General features: G+C 70.4%; 19 protein-coding genes and 1 tRNA gene. 8 read left to right on the top strand and 12 right to left on the bottom strand.

The features are described 5' to 3' along the window. Positions 1–181: 181 nt before the first annotated feature. From ACQUQD_RS20800 to ACQUQD_RS20825, 6 genes are all read left to right on the top strand, one after another. Positions 182–1,201, top strand: coding sequence for an ABC transporter ATP-binding protein (locus tag ACQUQD_RS20800; protein ID WP_428957613.1), 1,020 nt, complete (start codon positions 182–184; stop codon positions 1,199–1,201). Continuing rightward, complete coding sequence (locus ACQUQD_RS20805) at positions 1,191–2,093, top strand: ABC transporter permease (protein WP_428953633.1); 903 nt, start codon at positions 1,191–1,193, stop codon at positions 2,091–2,093. The genes ACQUQD_RS20800 and ACQUQD_RS20805 overlap by 11 nt, the downstream gene beginning before the upstream one ends. After that, the gene (locus ACQUQD_RS20810) at positions 2,090–3,001 is read left to right on the top strand and encodes an ABC transporter ATP-binding protein (RefSeq protein WP_428953634.1); all 912 of its coding nucleotides are present in this window, start codon (positions 2,090–2,092) and stop codon (positions 2,999–3,001) included. The genes ACQUQD_RS20805 and ACQUQD_RS20810 overlap by 4 nt, the downstream gene beginning before the upstream one ends. 20 nt (positions 3,002–3,021) lie before the next feature. Next, positions 3,022–3,741, top strand: coding sequence for an ABC transporter permease (locus tag ACQUQD_RS20815; RefSeq protein ID WP_428953635.1), 720 nt, complete (start codon positions 3,022–3,024; stop codon positions 3,739–3,741). 109 nt (positions 3,742–3,850) lie between these two features. After that, a complete protein-coding gene (locus ACQUQD_RS20820) occupies positions 3,851–4,093 on the top strand; it encodes a hypothetical protein (RefSeq protein WP_428953636.1) in 243 nt (80 codons plus the stop codon). Between the two features lie 260 nt (positions 4,094–4,353). Beyond that, positions 4,354–4,441: transfer RNA gene (locus ACQUQD_RS20825), tRNA-Ser, on the top strand. A 147-nt stretch (positions 4,442–4,588) separates the two neighbouring features. On the opposite strand, the gene ACQUQD_RS20830 is transcribed toward ACQUQD_RS20825, so the two are convergent. The 9 genes from ACQUQD_RS20830 to ACQUQD_RS20870 all read right to left on the bottom strand — a co-directional run bounded on the left by ACQUQD_RS20830 (position 4,589) and on the right by ACQUQD_RS20870 (position 14,524). Further along, positions 4,589–5,413 carry an HAD family hydrolase gene (locus ACQUQD_RS20830; RefSeq protein ID WP_428953637.1) on the bottom strand — a complete coding sequence of 275 codons (825 nt, stop codon included), beginning with the start codon at positions 5,411–5,413 and terminating at the stop codon, positions 4,589–4,591. A 24-nt stretch (positions 5,414–5,437) separates the two neighbouring features. Continuing rightward, the gene (serS, locus tag ACQUQD_RS20835; RefSeq protein WP_428953638.1) at positions 5,438–6,709 is read right to left on the bottom strand and encodes a serine--tRNA ligase; all 1,272 of its coding nucleotides are present in this window, start codon (positions 6,707–6,709) and stop codon (positions 5,438–5,440) included. Between the two features lie 651 nt (positions 6,710–7,360). Beyond that, positions 7,361–8,296, bottom strand: a complete 936-nt coding sequence (pheA, locus tag ACQUQD_RS20840; RefSeq protein WP_428953639.1) for a prephenate dehydratase — start codon at positions 8,294–8,296, stop codon at positions 7,361–7,363. An 86-nt stretch (positions 8,297–8,382) separates the two neighbouring features. Beyond that, on the bottom strand, positions 8,383–9,651 hold the full coding sequence (gene efeB / locus ACQUQD_RS20845) for an iron uptake transporter deferrochelatase/peroxidase subunit (RefSeq protein WP_428953640.1): 1,269 nt from the start codon (positions 9,649–9,651) through the stop codon (positions 8,383–8,385). A 6-nt stretch (positions 9,652–9,657) separates the two neighbouring features. Beyond that, the gene (locus ACQUQD_RS20850; RefSeq protein ID WP_428953641.1) at positions 9,658–11,550 is read right to left on the bottom strand and encodes a copper resistance CopC/CopD family protein; all 1,893 of its coding nucleotides are present in this window, start codon (positions 11,548–11,550) and stop codon (positions 9,658–9,660) included. A 16-nt stretch (positions 11,551–11,566) separates the two neighbouring features. Next, positions 11,567–12,040 carry a copper chaperone PCu(A)C gene (locus tag ACQUQD_RS20855; protein WP_428953642.1) on the bottom strand — a complete coding sequence of 158 codons (474 nt, stop codon included), beginning with the start codon at positions 12,038–12,040 and terminating at the stop codon, positions 11,567–11,569. Further along, entirely contained in the window at positions 12,037–12,693 is a 657-nt protein-coding gene (locus tag ACQUQD_RS20860; RefSeq protein WP_428957614.1) for an SCO family protein, read from the bottom strand. Before ACQUQD_RS20860 ends, ACQUQD_RS20855 begins: the two co-directional genes overlap by 4 nt. 96 nt (positions 12,694–12,789) lie before the next feature. Beyond that, the gene (locus tag ACQUQD_RS20865) at positions 12,790–13,533 is read right to left on the bottom strand and encodes a YcnI family protein (protein ID WP_428953643.1); all 744 of its coding nucleotides are present in this window, start codon (positions 13,531–13,533) and stop codon (positions 12,790–12,792) included. Between the two features lie 187 nt (positions 13,534–13,720). Further along, the gene (locus ACQUQD_RS20870; protein WP_428953644.1) at positions 13,721–14,524 is read right to left on the bottom strand and encodes a hypothetical protein; all 804 of its coding nucleotides are present in this window, start codon (positions 14,522–14,524) and stop codon (positions 13,721–13,723) included. Between the two features lie 191 nt (positions 14,525–14,715). On the opposite strand from ACQUQD_RS20870, the gene ACQUQD_RS20875 reads away from it, so the two are divergent. Further along, the gene (locus ACQUQD_RS20875; RefSeq protein WP_428953645.1) at positions 14,716–15,168 is read left to right on the top strand and encodes an ATP-binding protein; all 453 of its coding nucleotides are present in this window, start codon (positions 14,716–14,718) and stop codon (positions 15,166–15,168) included. Between the two features lie 10 nt (positions 15,169–15,178). On the opposite strand, the gene ACQUQD_RS20880 is transcribed toward ACQUQD_RS20875, so the two are convergent. The 3 genes from ACQUQD_RS20880 to ACQUQD_RS20890 form a co-directional block, all read right to left on the bottom strand. Further along, the gene (locus tag ACQUQD_RS20880; RefSeq protein WP_428953646.1) at positions 15,179–16,009 is read right to left on the bottom strand and encodes a class I SAM-dependent methyltransferase; all 831 of its coding nucleotides are present in this window, start codon (positions 16,007–16,009) and stop codon (positions 15,179–15,181) included. 94 nt (positions 16,010–16,103) lie between these two features. Further along, a complete protein-coding gene (locus ACQUQD_RS20885) occupies positions 16,104–17,567 on the bottom strand; it encodes an aminopeptidase P family protein (RefSeq protein ID WP_428953647.1) in 1,464 nt (487 codons plus the stop codon). Between the two features lie 142 nt (positions 17,568–17,709). Then, positions 17,710–19,101, bottom strand: a complete 1,392-nt coding sequence (locus ACQUQD_RS20890) for a PP2C family protein-serine/threonine phosphatase (RefSeq protein WP_428953648.1) — start codon at positions 19,099–19,101, stop codon at positions 17,710–17,712. 630 nt (positions 19,102–19,731) lie between these two features. On the opposite strand from ACQUQD_RS20890, the gene ACQUQD_RS20895 reads away from it, so the two are divergent. Continuing rightward, positions 19,732–20,427: a bifunctional DNA primase/polymerase gene (locus tag ACQUQD_RS20895; protein ID WP_428953649.1), complete on the top strand. Its 696-nt coding sequence runs from the start codon at positions 19,732–19,734 to the stop codon at positions 20,425–20,427. Positions 20,428–20,467: the final 40 nt, after the last annotated feature.

The raw sequence follows: 20,467 nt of genomic DNA on the forward strand, positions 1-20,467 counted from the left end.
CAGACTGTGGAAAACGTCCGCGATGTGCACAGAGTCGGCACCGTGACGAGTGACGACCCGGGGCGCGAGGGGCTACTCAGGGAGGACCCCTAGGGACCCGTAATACTCAGGTCTCATACGAGGTCGAGCCTGTGGTCTGACGAATCGCTGTGGTCTGCGCCACTACCGTCGAACCGTGACTGTGATCGCGACCGAAAGCCTGAGCAAGCGGTTCCCCCGGGTGACCGCGCTTGACCGGCTGACCATGGACATCGGGCCCGGGGTGACCGGACTCGTCGGAGCCAATGGAGCCGGCAAGTCCACCATGATCAAGATCCTGCTGGGTCTGTCCCCCGCCTCGGAGGGCCGTGCCGAAGTGCTCGGGCTCGACGTCGCGACCAAGGGCGCTGAGATCCGTGAGCGCGTGGGGTACATGCCCGAGCACGACTGCCTGCCGCCCGACGTCTCGGCCACCGAGTTCGTCGTCCACATGGCGCGCATGTCCGGCCTGCCGCCCACCGCCGCCCGCGAGCGCACCGCCGACACACTGCGCCACGTCGGCCTGTACGAGGAGCGCTACCGCCCCATCGGCGGCTACTCGACGGGCATGAAGCAGCGCGTGAAGCTGGCCCAGGCCCTCGTCCACGACCCGCAGCTGGTGTTCCTGGACGAGCCGACGAACGGTCTGGACCCGGTCGGCCGCGACGACATGCTCGACCTCATCCGCCGCGTCCACCAGGACTTCGGCATCTCGGTCCTGGTCACCTCGCACCTGCTCGGCGAGCTGGAGCGCACCTGTGACCACGTCGTTGTCATCGACGGCGGCAAGCTGCTGCGCTCCAGCTCCACCACGGACTTCACGCAGAACACGGCGACGCTCGCGATCGAGGTCACCGACAGCGACGAACACCCCGACGGCACCGGCGCGTTGCGCGAGGCCTTCGCCCAGCGCGGGATCGAGACGACCACCGGCGGCGAACTGCCCGGCGCGGGCCACACCGTCCTCATCACCGCGCAGGGCGAGGAGACGTACGACATCGTGCGCGACGTCGTCGCGGACCTCGGCCTCGGCCTGGTCCGGATGGAACAGCGCAGGCACCACATCGCCGAGGTCTTCCGCCCCCAGGACGAGCCGCGGCAGGAGCAGGCCTCCGAGCGGGCCGCCGCCTGGGCGGCCACCGCCGCCACACAGCAGACGGGAGGCTCGCGCGATGACCACTGAGCCCATGCCCACGGACCGCGCGTCCACCCAGATCCACAACATCGGCTACCGCCACTACGACGGCCCGCGTCTGGGCCGCGCGTACGCCCGCCGCTCGCTGTTCTCGCAGAGCCTGCGCGGAGCGTACGGACTCGGCCGCTCGGCCAAGTCCAAGGTGCTGCCGATGCTGCTCTTCGTCGTGATGTGCGTCCCCGCGCTGATCATGGTCGCGGTCGCCGTCGCCACCAAGGCGAAGGACCTGCCCGTCGACTACACGCGCTACGCGGTCCTCCTCCAAGCGGTGGTCGGCCTCTACGTGGCGTCGCAGGCACCCCAGGCCGTCTCCCGCGACCTGCGCTTCAAGTCGGTGCCGCTGTACTTCTCGCGCCCCATCGAGCGCGTCGACTACGTGGTCGCGAAGTACGCGGCCATGGCGTCGGCCCTGTTCATCCTCACCGCCGCACCGCTGCTCGTCCTCTACGTAGGCTCTCTGCTCGCCAAGCTGGACTTCACCGAGCAGACCAAGGGATTCGCCCAGGGACTGGTCTCCGTGGCGCTGCTGTCACTGCTCTTCGCCGGCATCGGTCTTGTCGTCTCCGCCGTCACACCGCGCCGGGGCTTCGGCATCGCCGCCGTCATCGCCGTGCTGACCATCTCCTACGGGGCGGTCTCCACGGTCCAGGCGATCGCCTACGCGCAGGACAACGGCAGCGCGGTGTCCTGGCTCGGCCTGTTCTCGCCGATCACGCTCATCGACGGCGTACAGACCGCCTTCCTGGGCGCCTCGTCCGCCTTCCCCGGCGCCGACGGCCCCTCGGCGGGCCAGGGCGTGGTCTATCTGCTCGTCGTCCTCGGGCTCATCGCCGGCTCCTACGGGCTGCTGATGCGCCGCTACCGGAAGGTCGGACTGTGACCGCCATCAACATCGACCACGTATCACGCTGGTTCGGCAACGTCGTCGCAGTCAACGACGTCACGATGAACATCGGCCCGGGCGTCACCGGCCTGCTCGGTCCGAACGGCGCGGGAAAGTCCACCCTCATCAACATGATGGGCGGCTTCCTGGCCCCGTCGAACGGGACGGTGACGCTCGACGGACAGCCGATCTGGCGCAACGAACAGATCTACCGCCACATCGGCATCGTCCCCGAGCGCGAGGCCATGTACGACTTCCTCACCGGACAGGAATTCGTCGTCGCCAACGCGGAGTTGCACGGCCTCGGCAAGAAGGAGGCCCAGAAGGCGCTCGCCACGGTCGAGATGGAGTACGCGCAGGACCGCAAGATCTCGACGTACTCCAAGGGCATGCGCCAGCGCGTGAAGATGGCGTCCGCGCTGGTCCACGAGCCGTCCGTGCTGCTCCTGGACGAGCCGTTCAACGGCATGGACCCGCGCCAGCGCATGCAGCTCATGGACCTGCTGCGCCGCATGGGGGACGAGGGCCGCACCGTGCTCTTCTCCTCGCACATCCTCGAAGAGGTCGAGCAGCTCGCCTCCCACATCGAGGTGATCGTCGCCGGACGGCACGCGGCCAGCGGCGACTTCCGCAAGATCCGCCGGCTGATGACCGACCGCCCGCACCGCTACCTCATCCGCTCCAGCGACGACCGGGCCCTGGCCGCCGCGCTGATCGCGGACCCGTCGACCGCGGGCATCGAAGTCGACCTCAAGGAGGGCGCGCTGCGCATCCAGGCCGTCGACTTCGGCCGGTTCACCACGCTGCTGCCGAAGGTCGCCCGGGCACACGGCATCCGCCTGCTCACGGTCTCGCCGTCCGACGAGTCCCTCGAGTCCGTCTTCTCTTACCTGGTTGCGGCCTAGTCACGGCGTAGGAGGCCCTGATGTACGACCCCACTGTCGCCCGGCTCACCTACCGGGCCCTGCTCGGCCGCCGCCGGGCCCTCATCCTCTTCGCGCTGCCCGTGCTGCTCGTCGTGATCTCCGCGCTGGTGCGCGGCCTCACGGGAGCCGACGACCAGACCGCGTCCGACCTCCTCGGCGGTTTCGCGCTCGCCACGATGGTGCCGCTCATCGGTGTCATCGCGGGCACGGGTGCCATCGGCCCCGAGATCGACGACGGCTCCGTGGTCTATCTCCTGTCCAAGCCGGTCAAGCGCCCCACGATCATCTTCACCAAGCTCATCGTGGCGATCGCCGTGACCATGGTGTTCTCCGCCGTCCCGACCCTGATCGCGGGCCTGATCCTGAACGGGAACGGGCAGCAGATCGCCGTCGCCTACACGATCGCCGCCCTGGTGGCCTCCATCGCGTACGCCGCGATCTTCCTGCTGCTCGGCACGGTGACCCGGCACGCGGTCGTCTTCGGCCTGGTCTACGCCCTCGTGTGGGAGGCGCTCTTCGGCTCCCTGGTCGCCGGGGCCCGCACGCTCAGCGTGCAGCAGTGGTCCCTCGCGGTCGCCCACAAGGTGGCCGGCGGCGACCTCGTCACCTCGGACGTGGGGCTGCCGCTCGCGACGGTACTGCTCGTCGCCGTGACCGTGCTGGCGACCTGGTACGCGGGCCAGCGGCTGCGGTCCCTGAAGCTGGCCGGAGAGGAGTAGGAGCCGGTCCGGGCACCGCCCGCACTGGTCTTGACGCCGCTTTCACCCTCCCACCTGGACACTGGTGGGAGGGTGCGCTGTCCGCTACGCCGCCCGAGGAGGTCCCACGATGGCAGCCGAGCCGATCCGTGAGGGGGATACGCCCGAGCAGGGCGACGCCTGGGACGACGTGGTCCTGGACGCCGACTTCATCCGTTCCGCGGAGACGACCGAGCCGTCGGCACGGGCCCGGATGCTCACCGCGCGCTGGCGCGACGGGGGCCCGGACCCGCAGCCGTGGCGGTCGGACGAGCCGCCCGCCGGATGGTTCTTCAGCAAGGCACGCCGCCGCAAGCGGCGCCGCCGCCGATAAGCACCCGCGATTAATTCAGTGGCGCCGAACTCGGTGCCGCGGCACAGTAGTTGTCGTACCACCGCGCCGGTCCACCACCGGCGTCCATCGACCGGGAGAGGAGCGCGACGATGTCCGTCAGTAGTCCGTCGAGCTCCCGGCAGGGCAGCCCGAGGCAGGCTCCGGAGTAGTCACTGCACTCCGTTGAGCCCCGCCCAGGGGTGCTGCCCGGGGCGGCCGCTTCGAGCGCGTGCCATCTGTGGCACGCGGGCCGCCCACCCGGAGGATTGGCCGAGTGGTAAGGCAGCGGCTTGCTAGGCCGTCGTCGGGGCTGGAACCCCCGCGCGCGTTCGATCCGCGCATCCTCCACGTTTTTTGCTGCGCTTGGCTTCAGCGGTGTCCGGGCCGGCCTGCGGCCAGGCGACGGCGTCTAGCCGTTGGTGCCGCAGGTCGGTTGCCGGATGCGAGGTGTGGTGGGTCGCTCGCGCAGTTCCCCGCGCCCCCAGAGGGGCGCGCTCAGCCCAGCAGGCGTTCCAGGACGACCGCGATGCCGTCGTCCTCGTTCGACGCCGTCACCTCGTCCGCGACCGCCTTCAGGTCCTCGTGGGCGTTGGCCATCGCCACGCCGTGGGACGCCCAGCCGAACATCGCGATGTCGTTGGGCATGTCCCCGAAGGCGATGGTGTCGGACGACTTCGCGCCCAGGCGGCGGGCCGCCAGGGAGAGCCCCGTGGCCTTGGAGAGACCGAGCGGGAGCAGCTCCACGATGCCCTCGCCCGCCATCGTGACGCCCACCAGGTCACCGGCCACGGTGCGCGCGACCTCCGCCAGCTGGTCGTCGGTCAGGCCCGGGTGCTGGACGTACACCTTGTTGAGGGGGGCCGCCCACAGCTCCGCGACATCCGTGAACGGGATGACCGGGAGCGGTCCCTCCTGCACTCGGTAGCCGGGGCCGACGATGACCTCGCCCTCGATGCCGTCACGGCTCGCGGCCAGGGCCATCGGCCCGATCTCGGCCTCGATCTTGGACAGCGCGAGCCCGGCGAGCTGCCGGTCGAGGGTCACCGACGTGAGGAGGCGGTGCTCCCCCGCGTGGTAGACCTGCGCGCCCTGGCCGCACACCGCGAGACCGTCGTAACCGAGGTCGTCGAGGATGTGGCGGGTCCAAGGCACGGCCCTGCCGGTCACGACGATGTGCGCGGCGCCCGCCGCGGTGGCCGCGGTGAGCGCCTCGCGCGTCCGCTCGGAGACCGTGTCGTCGGAACGCAGTAGCGTTCCGTCGAGGTCGGTCGCGACGAGCTTGTACGGGAAGGCGGGGGCGGTGGGAGCGGGATGGCTCACTTGGTGATCGGCTCCAGGCTGCGATTACTTGGGGTCAAGAGTGGTTCGTCCCCCGAGGTACGGCCGCAGCATCTCGGGCACCCGCACGGAGCCGTCGGCCTGCTGGTGATTCTCCAGGATGGCGACGATCGTGCGGGGGACGGCGCACAGCGTGCCGTTCAGCGTCGAGAGCGGCTGGACCTTCTTGCCCTCGCGCATGCGGATGGACAGGCGGCGCGCCTGGAAGCCGTTGCAGTTCGACGCCGAGGTGAGCTCGCGGTACTTGCCCTGCGTCGGGATCCACGCCTCGCAGTCGAACTTGCGCGAGGCCGAGGAGCCGAGGTCACCGGTGGCGACGTCGATCACCTGGAAGGGCAGTTCGAGGCCGGTCAGCCACTGCTTCTCCCACTCCAGGAGGCGCTGGTGCTCGTTCTCCGCGTCGTCGGGGTGGACGTACGAGAACATCTCGACCTTGTCGAACTGGTGCACCCGGAAGATGCCGCGGGTGTCCTTGCCGTACGTGCCGGCCTCGCGCCGGAAGCACGGCGAGAAGCCCGCGTAGCGCAGCGGCAGCTGGTCCGCTTCGACGATCTCGTCCATGTGGTACGCGGCGAGCGGGACCTCGGAGGTGCCGACCAGGTAGTAGTCGTCCTTCTCCAGGTGGTACACGTTCTCGGCCGCCTGGCCGAGGAAGCCGGTGCCCTCCATGGCGCGCGGGCGCACCAGGGCCGGCGTCAGCATCGGCGTGAAGCCGGCCTCAGTGGCCTGCGCGATCGCCGCGTTGACCAGCGCCAGCTCCAGCAGGGCGCCGACACCGGTGAGGTAGTAGAAGCGCGAGCCGGAGACCTTCGCGCCGCGCTCGACGTCGATGGCGCCGAGCGCCTCGCCGAGCTCCAGGTGGTCCTTGGGCTCGAAGCCCTCGGCACCGAAGTCGCGGATCGTGCCGTGCGTCTCCAGGACGACGAAGTCCTCCTCGCCGCCGCGCGGGACGTCGGGGTGCACGACGTTGCCCAGCTGGAGGGCGAGACGCTGGGTCTCCTCCTCGGCGTCCCGCTGGTCGGCCTCGGCGGCCTTCACCGCGGCCGAGAGCTCGCCCGTCTTCTTCAGCAGCTCCTGGCGCTCCTCGGGGGAGGCCTTGGGGATCAGCTTGCCGAGGGCCTTCTGCTCGGAGCGGAGTTCGTCGAAGCGGAGCCCGGACGACCTGCGCCGCTCGTCGGCGGACAGGACGGAGTCGACGAGCGCGACGTCCTCTCCACGGGCGCGCTGGGAGGCGCGAACACGGTCGGGGTCCTCACGGAGCAGGCGAAGGTCAATCACCCCTCCAGGCTACCGGTGCGCGGTTCCGGCTCTCGACCCGATATCCGGTGCGTGGCTTTATGCCCTATTTGCCGGAATGTGAATTAAGGGCGGAGTGCGGCCGGAAAAGATCAACTAGGGACCCTGTGGGGGCACGTCAATAAGAGCGCCCCCTTTCCCCGAAAGGGCCATGATCGCCCCGGCCTCTTGACCTGACTCCCTTGCTGGAGGCGGGACTTGGGCACCCGTTGTCCACAGGAGTGTGCATCTTCGGCCAGTTATCCACAGGCTGTGAGAAAGAACTGTGGACACCGGAAGGGGTCGTTCCGAAAGCCGCATGTACGACGAAGGATTCCCGATCCAAACCCGCTTCATGCTCACTTTCGGGTGGAAATGCTTCACTCCAAAGAGTTGATCAAAGGAAAAGGATGGACGAGGGGTGACGTGGGGGGCTGTGGACGGACTTGTGGGCTGTAGGGCGATTTGTCGACCATGTCATGCCTTCCTGTCGACTTGTCCCCAGGTCGAGAAGGTCACCTGTGGATAACTTTTGTGGATGAAGAAAATCCGCTGGTCGGACCGGGTGTGACGGCAACAAGAAGCCGGATCCGGCGGTGGAGAACCGGATCCGGCAGGGGTCGGACAGGGGACGACGGCCCCTGAGGCCCGCCCCTAGAACCGGCCGTCCTGGCAGCGCGCCAGCCAGTCGGACGCCGCCACGAACTCGCCGTCCGACGTCCCCGTCCGCAGCGGCCGCACGTCCTCGACGGCGACGCCCGCGCGTGGGTACGAACCGAGGTAGCGCACCTGCGGGCAGGCCCGCTTCAGCCCCATCAGCGCCTCCGCCACCCGGCGGTCCGAGATGTGCCCCTCCGCGTCGATCGCGAAGCAGTAGTCGCCGATGCCCGTGCCGGTGGGCCGGGACTGCAACAGCACCAGGTTGACGCCGCGGATCGAGAACTCCTGGAGCAGTTCCATCAGCCCGCCGGGGTGGTCGTCGGCCTGCCAGATGACCACCGACGTCTTGTCCGCGCCGGTCGGCGCCGCGGGCCGCGCGGGCCTGCCCACCAGCACGAACCGGGTCTGCGCGTTCTCCGCGTCGTGGATCTCGGTGACCAGCGGCACCAGGCCGTAGCGCTCGGCCGCGAACTCCCCGGCGAAGGCGGCGTCGTAGCGCCCCTCCTGCACGAGCCGCGCCCCGTCCGCGTTCGACGCCGCGGACTCCCAGGTCACGTCCTCGCCCAGATGGGCCTTCATCCAGTTGCGGACCTGCGGCTGGGCGGCCGGGTGCGCGGTGACCGTCTTGATCTCGCCCAGCGTCGTGCCGGGGCGCACGAGCAGCGCGAAGGTGATGTCGAGCAGCACCTCGCGGTAGATCATCAGCGGCTCGCCCGCGACCAGCTCGTCGAGGGTCGTGGTGATGCCGCCCTCGACGGAGTTCTCGATCGGGACGAACGCGGCCTCGGCCTCGCCGTTGCGGACGGCGTCGAGCGCCGCCGGCACGGACACCATGGGGACGAGCTCCCGGGTGGCCGTCTCCGGAAGCGTGCGCAGGGCGACCTCGGTGAAGGTTCCCTCGGGGCCGAGATAGGCGTAGCTGGCTGGCATGGGGTCACCCTAATGGGCCCGGTACCGCCCGGCTCCTGGATGCGCCACCGGCCACCCCGACCGGCGACGGCAGCACCCGGAGGCGCTCACCCCTCCAGCAACGCCTGCCCGACGTAGCCGCCCTCGGCCGCGCCGCCGGGCACCGCGAACAGGCCGCTCGCCTCGTGCCGGATGAACCGGGAGAGGGCGTCGCCGCGGTCGAGCTTGCGCTGCACGGGCACGAAGCCGCGCAGCGGATCCGCCTGCCAGCAGACGAACAGCAGCCCGGCGTCCGGGGCGCCGTCCGCGGCGAACCCGTCGTGGAAGGAGAACGGCCGGCGCAGCATCGCGGCGCCCCCGTTCTGGTCGGGGCGGCTGATGCGGGCGTGCGCGTTGATCGGGATGACCAGGTTGCCGTTCGCGTCCGTCTTCTCCAGGTCCGGCTCGGTCGTCTCCTTGCCGCCGGTCAGCGGCGCACCGGTCGACTTCCGGCGCCCGATCACGCCCTCCTGCGCCGCCGACGACTGCTTCTCCCAGTCGTCGAGGAGCATCCGGATGCGGCGTACGACGACGTACGAGCCGTTCGCCATCCATGCCGGGGAGCCCGAACCCGGCACGAAGATCCGCTTGTCGAAGTCGGACTCGGACGGCTTGGGGTTGTTGGTGCCGTCGATCTGGCCCATCAGATTGCGGGCCGTCATGGGCTGGGCGGTGGCGCCGGGTGAGCGGTTGAAACCGTTCATCTGCCAGCGCACCTTCGCCGCGCCGCCCGCGTCCTTCTGGAGGGCGCGCAGCGCGTGGAAGGCGACGAGGGAGTCGTTGGCGCCGATCTGCACCCACAGGTCGCCGTTGCTGCGGGCCTTGTCGAGATGGTCGGAGAAGAAGTCCGGCAGCGGGTCCAGCGCGGCGGGACGCTGCTTCTCCAGGCCCGTACGCGAGAAGAAGCTGTGGCCGAACCCGAAGGTGACCGTGAGCGAGGACGGGCCCGCGTCCCGGGCGACGTCGGTGTCGTCGGACGCCGACGCCCTGCCCGCCATCAGCCGCTCGGCGGTCGCCGACCAGCGACGCAGCAGGGCGGCCGCCTCCTTGCGGCCCGCTCCCGCGGCCAGGTCGAAGGCGACGAGATGGCCGCGGGCCTGCATCGGGGTGGTGATGCCGGGCTGATGTTTCCCGTGAAACATCACCTCGTCCGCGCCCAGCGAGGTCAGCGCGGCCTGCTGGTCAGGGGAGTCCGAGGAGGCCACGGCGTATCCCGCGCCCGCGCCGACGGCACCGAGGGCGATGCCGGTGGCGCCCGCCGTCCCGATCAGACGGCGCCGGGAGATGCCGGTCGGGACGGTGTCCGGGGACGCCGTACGGCTTTCGGTGTCAGCCATGGTGGTTCAGCCGATCTTCGCGTTCTTGATGACGGTCACTTGGTCGATGTCGGACGTGCGCACGGTGACCGCGATCTTCCAGTCGCCCGCCCCGGGGATCTGTACGCCGCTCGCGGTCCAGTGCCCTGTGGCGATGCGGTCGGGCACGACGGACAGCGGGCCGATCTTCTTCGCCTCCAGAGTGAAGGCGACCTTCACCTCGGGGACGTCGAAGGCCTTCCCGCCCGGCCGCTCCACGTAGAGGTGCATCTCGTTGTCGCCGGTGCGGCCGGGGTCCAGGTCGAGCAGGACCGTGCCCTTGCCGTCCTCGCCGCCGGTGTCGAACGGCAGCTTGAGCGAGAGCGGTCCGGACCGGGGCTGCGCCGCCGAGGACGCGGACGTCGCCTCTTCCTCCGTGCGGCCCGGTTCGGTCGAGGTCAGCACCGTGGTGACGGCGAGCAGCACGACCGCGACACCCGCCTCGGCGAGCACCGAGCGGCGCAGGCCGAAGCGGTGCGGGTCGGCGTCGCGGACGCGCTTCTCGCGGGCGCTGGCCACCGCGGCGCGCTGACGGGCCAGCTGGGCGGCCCGCTCGGGGTCGTCCCCCTTGGCGGCGCCGACCGTGACCGGCTTCTTCTTCTCGGACGAACGCTGCTCCACCACGGTCGCGGCGGTGGCCTCGGGGGCCGGCTTCTCGGAGAGCCGGCTCGTCCACCTGCGGGAGATCCAGGCGATGCCGACGAGCACGGCGACGAGCCCGACCTTGAGCAGCAGCAACTGCCCGTAGCGCGTCCCGGTCAGCGCGGACCAGGAGCCGACCTGCCGCCACGACTGGTAGAGCCCCGTCGCGGTGAGCGCCACGACGCTGCAGAACGCCACCCGCGAGAAGCGGCGCACCGCCGACGCCTCGATGGAGGGCGCCCGGTACAGCGCGACGAGCAGCGTCGTCAGACCGCCGAGCCACGCGGCCACGGCCAGCAGGTGCAGGACGTCGACGGGCATGGCGAGTCCGGCCTGGATACCGGTCGAGGCGTGCTCGGCCATGGCCCAGGTCGCGCCGAGCCCGGCCGCGACGACGGCACCGCCGATGGCGAGCCCGAAGGTGAGGTCCTTGACCTCCTTCTTGTCGCCGTCTTCGGCCCGCTTCACATAAGCGCCGAAAAGCACCGCAATGAAGAGGGCGGCCGCGGCGAGCAACAGAAGACGGGACGTGAGCGCCGCGCCCGTCTTGGTCTGCAGCACCTGGCCGAGCAGCGACATGTCGAAGATGTCGCCGACCTTGCCGGAGCCGGTGTACGAGCCGCGCATCAGCAGCAGGGCCAGCGTGGCCGCGGTGAGCGCGGTCCAGCCGCTGACGACGACCCGCTGGACCGGCTTGATGCCGGCCCCGCGCGGCCAGCAGCCGAGGACGAACGCGGCGCCGCCCACGAGCAGGATGAAGCCCGCGTACGAGACGTAGCGCGCGACGCCGTAGAGGGCGCCGACGACGCCCCCGCCGGCGTTCTGGTCGGTCAGGACCGCCGAGGTCTTGGAGGGGGCGCCGATGGAGAAGGTGAAGGCGCCGGAGACGGGATGGCTGTCGGCCGAGACGACCTGGTAGGCGACGGTGAACGTGCCGTCCGGCAGGCCCGAGTGGAGCCCCACGGTGTACGTCGTGCCGCCGGTGTGGCCGATCTTCCCGCTGTCGACGCGCTTGCCCGCGGGGTCGAGCACGCGCACGGCGCCGCTGGAGATGGCGACGTCCTCGGAGAAGGTCAGCGACACCTGCTTCGGCGCCGCTTCGACCACCGCTCCCTGTTCCGGGTCGCTCCCGGTCAGCGCGGCGTGCGCGGACGCGGGGGCGGCGCCGGACAGCAGCGCGCCGGTGACGGCGAGGAACAGCAGCACCAGGTGCCGGAAACGGGGCGCGATGGTCTTCACGTACGGGTCAGCCCCTTCAGTGAGCAGCGTGCGCGGTGTGCGACGTCGGGTTGTAGGTGGCGGCCTTCACAGGGAAGGAGACGGTGCGGGTTCCGGCTTTGGTGAAGTGGAGCTTCACCGACACCTTGTCGCCTTCCTTCGGCTTCCGCTTGAGGTTTTCGAACATGAGGTGGTTGCCGCCCCGTTCGAAGTCCAGCTCGCCGTTCGCGGGCACGGCGAAGGACTTCTGTTCCTTCATCACGCCGCCCTTGGTGCTGTGCAGGGTGACCTGCCCGGCGATGTCGCTGCTGACGGAGTCGAGGGTGTCGGCGCCGCCGCTGTTGTGCACGAGGAAGAACCCGGCAGCCATGTCACCGGACGCGGGCTCGGGGATGAACGCGCCCGAGACCTTCATTTCCGGTGTGTCATCGGAACTGTCGGAGCCGCAGGCGGTGAGCGCGAGCCCGGAGGCCAGCACTATGGCGCCCAGCGCGACGGGCGTGCGCCTCACGGCTTCGCCCCCTTGATGATCTTGGGCAGGTCCTTGGTGTAGTCGTCGACGGTGGCGTCCTCGCCGTACAGGACATAGCCGCCGTTCGTCTTCGGCGAGAACGCGATGACCTGCGTGCCGTGCATCGACACGAGCTTGCCGTTCTTGTCCTTCTGCGTCGGCTCGATGGAGATGCCGAGCGTGCGGGCGCTGCCCTGGATGGTGGCGAAGTCGCCGGTCAGGCCGATGAAATCGGGGTCCTGCGCCTTGAGCCACTTGCCGAGCACGGCCGGGGTGTCCCGGTCGGGGTCGGTGGTGACGAAGACGACCTGGAGCTTGTCCTGCTCGGACTTGGGCAGGGCCTTCTTGGCGACGGCGATGTTGCTCATCGTCAGCGGGCAGACGTCGGGGCAGTGCGTGTAGCCGAAGTAGATCAGCGTCGGCTTGTCCTTGGTCTGCTCGCGCAGGTCGAACTTCTTGCCGTGGGTGTCGGTGAGGACCAGGTCCGGCTTCTCGAAGGGCTTGTCGAGGACCGTCGCGGCCTTCTGTGAACCGGTCTCGGTGGACACGTCGGCGACGGACTTGTCGCTGTCGTCGCCGCTGCCGCAGGCCGACAGGGCGAGGGCGGCCGCCGTGACCAGTCCGGCGGCGGCGAGCAGGGTCTTCTTGCTCATCTTCGTGGTCTTGCGCATAGAGAAATGTCCCAGATGTGAGGGGTCCGGCCGGTGCCGGGGTCGCCCACCGCGACCCCGGCACCCGCCATGGGTGGCTCAGCTGTTGGTACGCCGACGGCCGGCCAGAACGCCGAACGCCACACCGGCGACGCCGACGACAATGCCGACGATGCCGAGGACGCGGGCGGTGGTGTCGCTGTCGGAGCTGTCGGACGACGTGCTGGAGGCCGCGGTGGCCTCCTTCTTGTCGTCGTCGGAGGAGGCGCCGGACGCGCCGTGCTCGTCGTCGGTGGCCGCCGTCAGCGCCAGGGTGGGTGCCGGGTTCTCCGGCTCCTCCTGGCCCTTCTGCTGCGGCTCGATCCAGCGCACGACCTCCTTGTTGTCGTACGTCTGGATCGCCTTGAAGACGAGCTCGTCGGTGTCGGTCGGCAGTGCGCCGATGGAGACCGGGAACTTCTGGAAGTAACCGGGCTGGACGCCCTTGTCGTCGCCGGAGCCGGTCGCCGTCCAGGTGACCTTGGAGACGGCCTCGGTGATCTTCTCGCCGTGCATCTCCATCGGCTTGTCGAGCTTCGACTTGGTGACCTCGGCCTTCCAGCCCGGGATCGGCTGCGGCATGACCGAGGCGAGCGGGTGGTCGGTCGGGAAGGTGACCTCGAGCTTGGTGGTCGCGGCGTCGTCGCGCTCGTTCGGCACCTTGAAGTCGACCACGGCGTAGCCGCCCTTGGCGGCGGGGCCCTCCGGCTGCACGCTCACGTGCGCGAAGGCCGGAGCGGACACGAGGACGACGGAGGAGACGGCGGCGGCACCGACGAGAGCGGCGCGGGACATCTTCTTCATGGCAGTGAGAACTCCACGTTCAGCGGGATCCAACGAAGGGTGAGAGGGCGCGCCCGCGAAACACCGCACTACAGAGCGGCGAAGAAACCGCAGTATGAGCGGCGGACAGCGGGTACGCGCGCGTGCCGCACAGCACGCCTCACCTCACGCGGGACCACGCGGGTCGCGGCGGAGTACGGATGCTGTGTCAGGCAGCGAGAAGGAACGCTTCGGCGGCGGGTGGCCCGCGCCGGATCACCGAGTGCTGAAGCACCGCGGCCCGCGGGGCGGGTGGAGCGGTGAACCCTGCGCGGGGCGCGCACGGGAGGACCTCGTGCGCGCCGGGAAGGCCCGCCTTCAGAGCGCGTACGAGAGCGAGAGCCGCGCGCAGGGAACGGACGAGTGCCCCTTCCGCGACTCCCTGCGCCGACAGCTTCGAGAGCCGCACGATCCGGCCCAGGGCGAGATCGCCGTGGCGCAGCAGCCAGCCGGCGCCGACCGCGGCGAGCAGGTGTCCGATGAGCATCGGCAGGGACGGCAGCAGCGGCATCGAGGAGCCGGCCATGGCCGCCATGTCGGTGTGCGTGCCACCTGCGGCGCCCGACGGGACCCGGGCCTGGTCGAGGATCCGCTGCGCCTGCACCGGGCTGAGCGCCGAGGCACCCGCCCCGCACATCAGCCGCGCGGCCCGCTCCACGACGGAGGGCTCCCCGGCGCTCATGGTCATCGAGCCGCCGTGCTGCCCGAGCGCGAAGAGGCTGTGCAGGCCGATCTGCCCGATCCCCAGCGTGACGGCGATGCCCGGCAGCGACCGCTCGCGGCCGGCCAGTGGCGCGGTCACGCAGAAGGCGGTGAGGAAGCCGAGCGACAGCGTCCACCACGGAACCGTGGCGGTCGAACCGAGGACGTGCCCCGCCGCGGACAGCACGACGCAGACCGCGGCGAACATCGCGGCCCTCAGCAGCCGGAGATCGGCCGCGCTGTGCGCCTTGCGCGTGTGGGGGGCAGACATGGCGGGCTCATCATCCCACTGGCCTTACCGGTCCCATACGGCAGGTCCACAAGGTCCGGAATCTCCTTTACAGGCAGGGACGCCCCTCTCGCATCGGCCGTATGGGCGGTATCACCTCAACTCCGCGATTGCACGCGGCCCGTGGCGGCAATACGTATCGGTATGTCGAGCCGCGGCCTGGAGGCTGGAACATGAGCATCTGGTGGTCCCTCCATCTGCGGCGCGATGCTGCGAGCGTTCCGCTCGCCCGGCGTCTCCTCATGGGCACCATGGAGACCGCTGGTGTCGACCCCGACATCTCCTACGACCTGGCGGTCGCTCTCAGCGAGGCGTGTGCGAACGCCGTCGAGCACGGCGGGAACACGATCGCCAGCGAGTCTTCGGGCGCATACAGGGTCACCGCTTACCTGGACGGCGAGAAGTGCCGCATTGAAGTCGCCGATTCCGGCCCGGGCTTCCCTTCCAGAAGCCGCGCGGCGCTCCGACCGGCACCCGACGAGGCCGAGAACGGCCGCGGACTCTGTCTCATCCACGAACTCGCCGACCACGTACATGTCGCCAACAAGCCCGGCAGGGGCGGTGCCGTGGTCAGCTTCGACAAGATCCTCAAGTGGAAGAAGGACACCCCGCTGATGGCGGTGTGATCCGGCGCCCTCAAGAAGCGTCGGCGAAACGCACGACGGCCGTCATGGTGGGCCGCAGGTTCCGCAGCGCCGGCACCTTCCCCAGCAGGGGTGCGAGCGTCCTGTAGTAGGCGCCCCGGCCGCGCGGCAGCGGCAGTTCCCGGACCTCGCGGATCGCCGGATGCGCCGTGCGTACCCTGTCCAGCTCCCCCGCGTTCAGGCCCCAGGGCATCGGCGGAGTCTCGTACCCCTGCTTCGTACGCATCTCCCCGCGCATCGTGCGCTCGCTGAACCAGCGCGGCACCGCGTCGAACACCAGCGCCCCGCCGCCGAACCGCTCGGCGCAGCCCGCGATCAGCTGCCGGACCTCCGGCGGCCGCAGATACATCAGCAGGCCCTGTGCCGTGATCAGCACCCCGCGCGAGGGGTCGACCTCGTCGCGCCAGGACAGGTCGAGGGCCGACCGGGCGAGGATGCGCTGCCGCTCCCCGCCCGGCAGCAGCGCGCGCCGCACCCCGGCGGTCTCCGGCAGCTCCACGCACAGCCACCGCGCCCGCCCGTTGTCCACGCGCCAGAACTGCGTCTCCAGGCCCTCGGCGAGCGTGACGACCGTGCCGTCCGGATGGTCGGCCAGGAAGTCCCGTACGGCGTCGTCGAAGGTGCGTACGCGCAGCGCCTGCCCCTGCGCGAGCAGCGGGCTGGGCGCGCCGAACGTCTCCTCGAAGGGGTAGTCGACGCGCTCGACGAGCTCGACGGCCTTCGGGTCCTCGAGGACCGGATCGGGCTGCCGCGCCTCGAAGGCACGGTGGTAGAGGTTCCACAGCAGCGTCTCCGGTACGCCGCTCAGCTCGACTGACGTCATACATGTCTCCTGTGGGGGCGATCCACGCGCCGGGGGCCGTGCACGACGCGGTCGTGCACGGCCCCCGGCCACACCTGCTTCTGTTTGCCGAGGATCAGCCCTTCAAACGGGCCATCCAGGCCTCGACCTCGTCGGCCTTGCGCGGCAGCCCGGCCGACATGTTCCGGTTGCCGTCCTCGGTGACGAGGATGTCGTCCTCGATGCGGACGCCGATACCGCGGTACTCCTCGGGCACGGTCAGGTCGTCGGCCTGGAAGTACAGACCCGGCTCGACGGTGAGCACCATGCCGGGCTCCAGCGTGCCGTCCACGTACGTCTCGGTCCGCGCGACGGCGCAGTCGTGGACGTCCATGCCGAGCATGTGGCCGGTGCCGTGCAGGGTCCAGCGGCGCTGCAGCCCCAGCTCCAGGACGCGCTCGACCGGACCCTCGACCAGACCCCACTCGACGAGCTTCTCGGCGAGCACACGCTGCGAGGCGTCGTGGAAGTCGCGGTACTTGCCGCCCGGCTGCACGGCCGCGATACCGGCCTCCTGGGCCTCGTACACGGCGTCGTAGATCTTCCGCTGGATGTCGCTGTACGTGCCGTTGATCGGCAGCGTGCGCGTGACGTCGGCGGTGTAGTACGTGTGCGTCTCGACACCGGCGTCGAGCAGCAGCAGGTCGCCGGAGCGGACCGGGCCGTCGTTGCGGACCCAGTGCAGGGTGCAGGCGTGCGGGCCGGCGGCGCAGATGGAGCCGTAGCCGATGTCGTTGCCCTCGACGCGGGCGCGCAGGAAGAACGTGCCCTCGATGTAGCGCTCGCTGGTCGCCTCGGCCTTGTCCAGGACCTTCACGACGTCCTCGAAGCCGCGCACCGTCGAGTCGACGGCCTTCTGCAGCTCGCCGATCTCGAACGCGTCCTTCACGATCCGCGCCTCGGAGAGGAAGACCCGCAGCTCCTCGTCACGCTCGGCGGTGACCTTGTCGGTCAGCGCGGCCTCGATGCCGGCGTCGTAGCCGCGCACGACGCGCACCGGGCCGGTGGCCTCGCGCAGCGCCTCGGCGAGCTCGCGCACGTCGGAGGCGGGGATGCCGTGGAGCTTCTCGGCCTCGGCCAGGGAGTGCCTGCGGCCCACCCACAGCTCGCCGTCGCCGCCCAGCCAGAACTCGCCGTTCTCCCGGTTCGAGCGCGGCAGGAGGTAGATCGTCTCCTTGTGCCCGCCGGCCGTCGGCTCCAGCACGAGGACGCCGTCCTCGGTCTGGTTGCCGGTGAGGTACGCGTACTCGACGGAGGCGCGGAAGGCGTACTCCGTGTCGTTCGAGCGGGTCTTCAGGTTGCCCGCGGGGACGACGAGGCGCTCGCCCGGGAAGCGGGCGGACAGGGCCTTGCGGCGCGCGGCCGTCTCGGCGGCCTGGGCGATCGGCTGCAGGTCGTGGAGCTCGGTGTCGGCCCAGCCGGCCTTCATGTTCTCGGCGAGCTCGTCGGACACGCCCGGGTAGAGGCCGTTCTTGCGCTGCTTGATGGGCTCGTCGCCCTCAGGGGCTTCCGGGATCTCCGGGGTGAGCTCCTCCGACACGGTTCCTCCTCGACGCGGGCCTGGTGAAAGGCCCGGGTATGACCTGGGTATGGCCTGAAATGGCAGTGGACCCCCTCCATCGTACGAGCGTACGGAAGGGGGTCCAGGGGCGGAGGGCCTGTTACCAGCAGCGTTCGCGGGGTCACTCGAAGCGGGCCGCGAGCAGCACCACGTCCTCGTCGCTGTCCACCGCGTCGAGTCCGTCCGGGAGCACCGCGCGCAGCACGTGGTCGGCGATCGCGCCGGGGTCGTCGCGGATCGCCCTGGGGACGCTCGCCGCGGCCGCGTGCAGCCGGGCGAAGGCGCGGTCCATGGGATCGCCGGTGCGACGCAGCAGGCCGTCCGTGTACAGCAGCACCGTCTCGCCCGGGTCCGGCGAGATCTCCACGCTCGGCGCCTCCCAGCAGGCGAGCATGCCGAGCGGCGCGGACAGGGTCGTCTCCGCGAACTCCGTGCGCCGCTCCCCGATCACCAGGGGCGGGCAGTGCCCGGCGCCCGCGAGGACGATCTTGCGCGGGCCGGGCTCGCAGTACGCGAACAGGGCGGTCGCGCTGCGGGCCGGCTCGGTCAGCCGCAGGAGCAGCTCCAGGTCGGACAGGACCGCGACGGGGTCCTCGCCCTCCATCACCGCGTACGCCCGCAGGGAGGCGCGCAGCCGGCCCATCGCGGCGACGGCGCTCGCGCCGGATCCGGTGACCGAGCCGACCGCGAGGCCGAGCGCCGCTTCGGGCAGCGGCAGCGCGTCGTACCAGTCGCCGCCGCCGCGCGGCCCGGTGCGGTGGCGGACGGCGAGCTGCACACCGGAGACGCGCGGCAGCCGTGCGGGCAGCAGTTCGTCGGTCATCGTGCGCGACCACGCGCGCGTGCGCTCCAGTTCGAGCAGGCGGGCCAGGTGCTCGGAGGCGTGCCGGGCGTACAGGCCGATGAGGTGGCGCTGGCGCTCGACGGGCTCGGCGGGCTCGTCGTAGAGCCAGACGGCGGCGCCGAGCCGGCCCGCGTCGTCGGTGGCGAGCGGCAGGGCGTAACTCGCCGCGTAGCCGAGGCGCGCGGCGACCTCGCGGTGGCGCGGGTCGAGGCCGTCCTCGGAGAGCAGGTCGGCGCGCGCCTCGTCCTCGGTGCTGAATCCGTCGAGGATCCGCCCGTACGACGTCGCGCCGCGGGGCACCGTCTCGATGTGGCCGAGGTCGGGCCGGGACAGGCCGAGGCCGACGGTGGTGTCGGGGCCGAGCCCGTCGGCCGGTTCCAGCACGACAAGACCGCGCCGGGCGCCCACCAGGGCGGCTCCGGCGCGCAGGAGTTCGTGCAGTGCCTCGTCGAGTGCTGCCGTGCGGGCCAGCCGTTCCGTGAGTTCGTGCAGGGTCGTGAGGTCGGAGACCCAGCCGGCGAGTCTGTCCTGGATCACGGCTCCGGGGGCGGCCGGTGCGGGAGCGACCGGTGGGGCCGCAGGCGCGGGCGCGACGGTGTGGGCGGGAGAGGGAACCTGTCCAGGAGGGGAATCGATTCCAGCCACTTTCGGCAGGCGTGGGGCTGTCATGGCTTCCGGCTTTCCGGCTGGTGCATATTGCTCAATAGCATCGCAAACCCCCATGTCAGCCTTATTAGCTCTGCGCCGCTAGCAATGTCTCCACATCTACACGCACTGGAGAGGGGATGTCCAGCATTGTCCTGCTGGGATTCCTGGTGTCCATGGTGCTCAAGTGGCTTCTGCGGTAATGCGATCTCTGTTCTCCCTCGTGATCACGTACCGATCGTGATCGTTCCAAGTTGGCCAAAAAGCGACTCAGGGAACAGCATATTGAGGTCGACTGGCATTGTTCGACGGAGCGTCATAGCGGCCGCGGTGGGTACGTACTCGGAGAAGACCAGGGGTAGTTGGGATCCACCCGGAACCTGGTGACGGACCCGGGCGTCATAACCATCGACGACCGTGCCCCATCCTCCCGTGGGGGAGGCGGCGAGAAATACGCGGGACGGCAAACGCCAGGCACCGCCACCCCACGCCAGGCTTTTAAAGGACACAGCAGGCGCTCGGACTATAGGGGTCACCGCTGCCTCAGGCCGACGATCCAGGCTGAGGTCAGGTGCTCCAGCACGTACGCACAGTGACTGATCGACACATGGTGTGATGTGGCCCTCGGCGTTCAACGGAAAGGAACGAGCGCTCATGCGCGAGATCCTCGGAAGGCGACGCAGGCTCCTGTCCAGGCGTGACAGCGGGAAGTCTGACCTGATCAGCGCGGCCCTCACGTTCGCGACAGCGTGGCAGTGGCCGGTCCTGCCGGGCATAGGGCTCGCGGCGGCGGGACGCCGCGACGGCGTTCGCTGCGCCTGCCCCGACCCGGAGTGCACGGTGCCCGGTGCCCACCCCTTCGACCCGGGACTCCTCACCGCGACGACCGACGAGCGCATGGTCCGCTGGTGGTGGACCAACCGCCCCGGAGCCCCGATCGTGCTCGCTACAGGTGCCTCGTCCGGAGCCTCCGGGGGGCGCGCACCCTGCGCCGTGAGCCTCCCGGCCGTCGCGGGCGCCCGTGCGCTCGCCGCACTCGAGCGTGCCGACGTACGGCTCGGCCCGGTCATCGCGACCCCGGAGCGCCTGTTCATCCTCGTGGCGCCGTACTCCATGGAGCAGCTGGGTGAGCTCCTGTATGCGCAGGACTTCGTCCCCGGCTCGCTCCGCTTCCACGGGGAGGGCGGCTATATCGCGCTGCCTCCGTCCACCACGGGCGCGGGGCAGGTCCGCTGGGAGCGTGCGCCGCTGCCCGGTTCGGCGGCGCCCTGGACGCCCGATGTGGAGGCCGTGGTCGACGCGGTCGTGGATGCCCTCACTCGTACGGGTGTGAGCGCGCCCGAGTTGTAGCGGAATCGGGCGCGCGGCGAGCGGCCGGCAGGGGTGTGCG

It is taken from the genome of Streptomyces sp. cg35 (assembly GCF_050410835.1).
Lineage (GTDB): Bacteria > Actinomycetota > Actinomycetes > Streptomycetales > Streptomycetaceae > Streptomyces.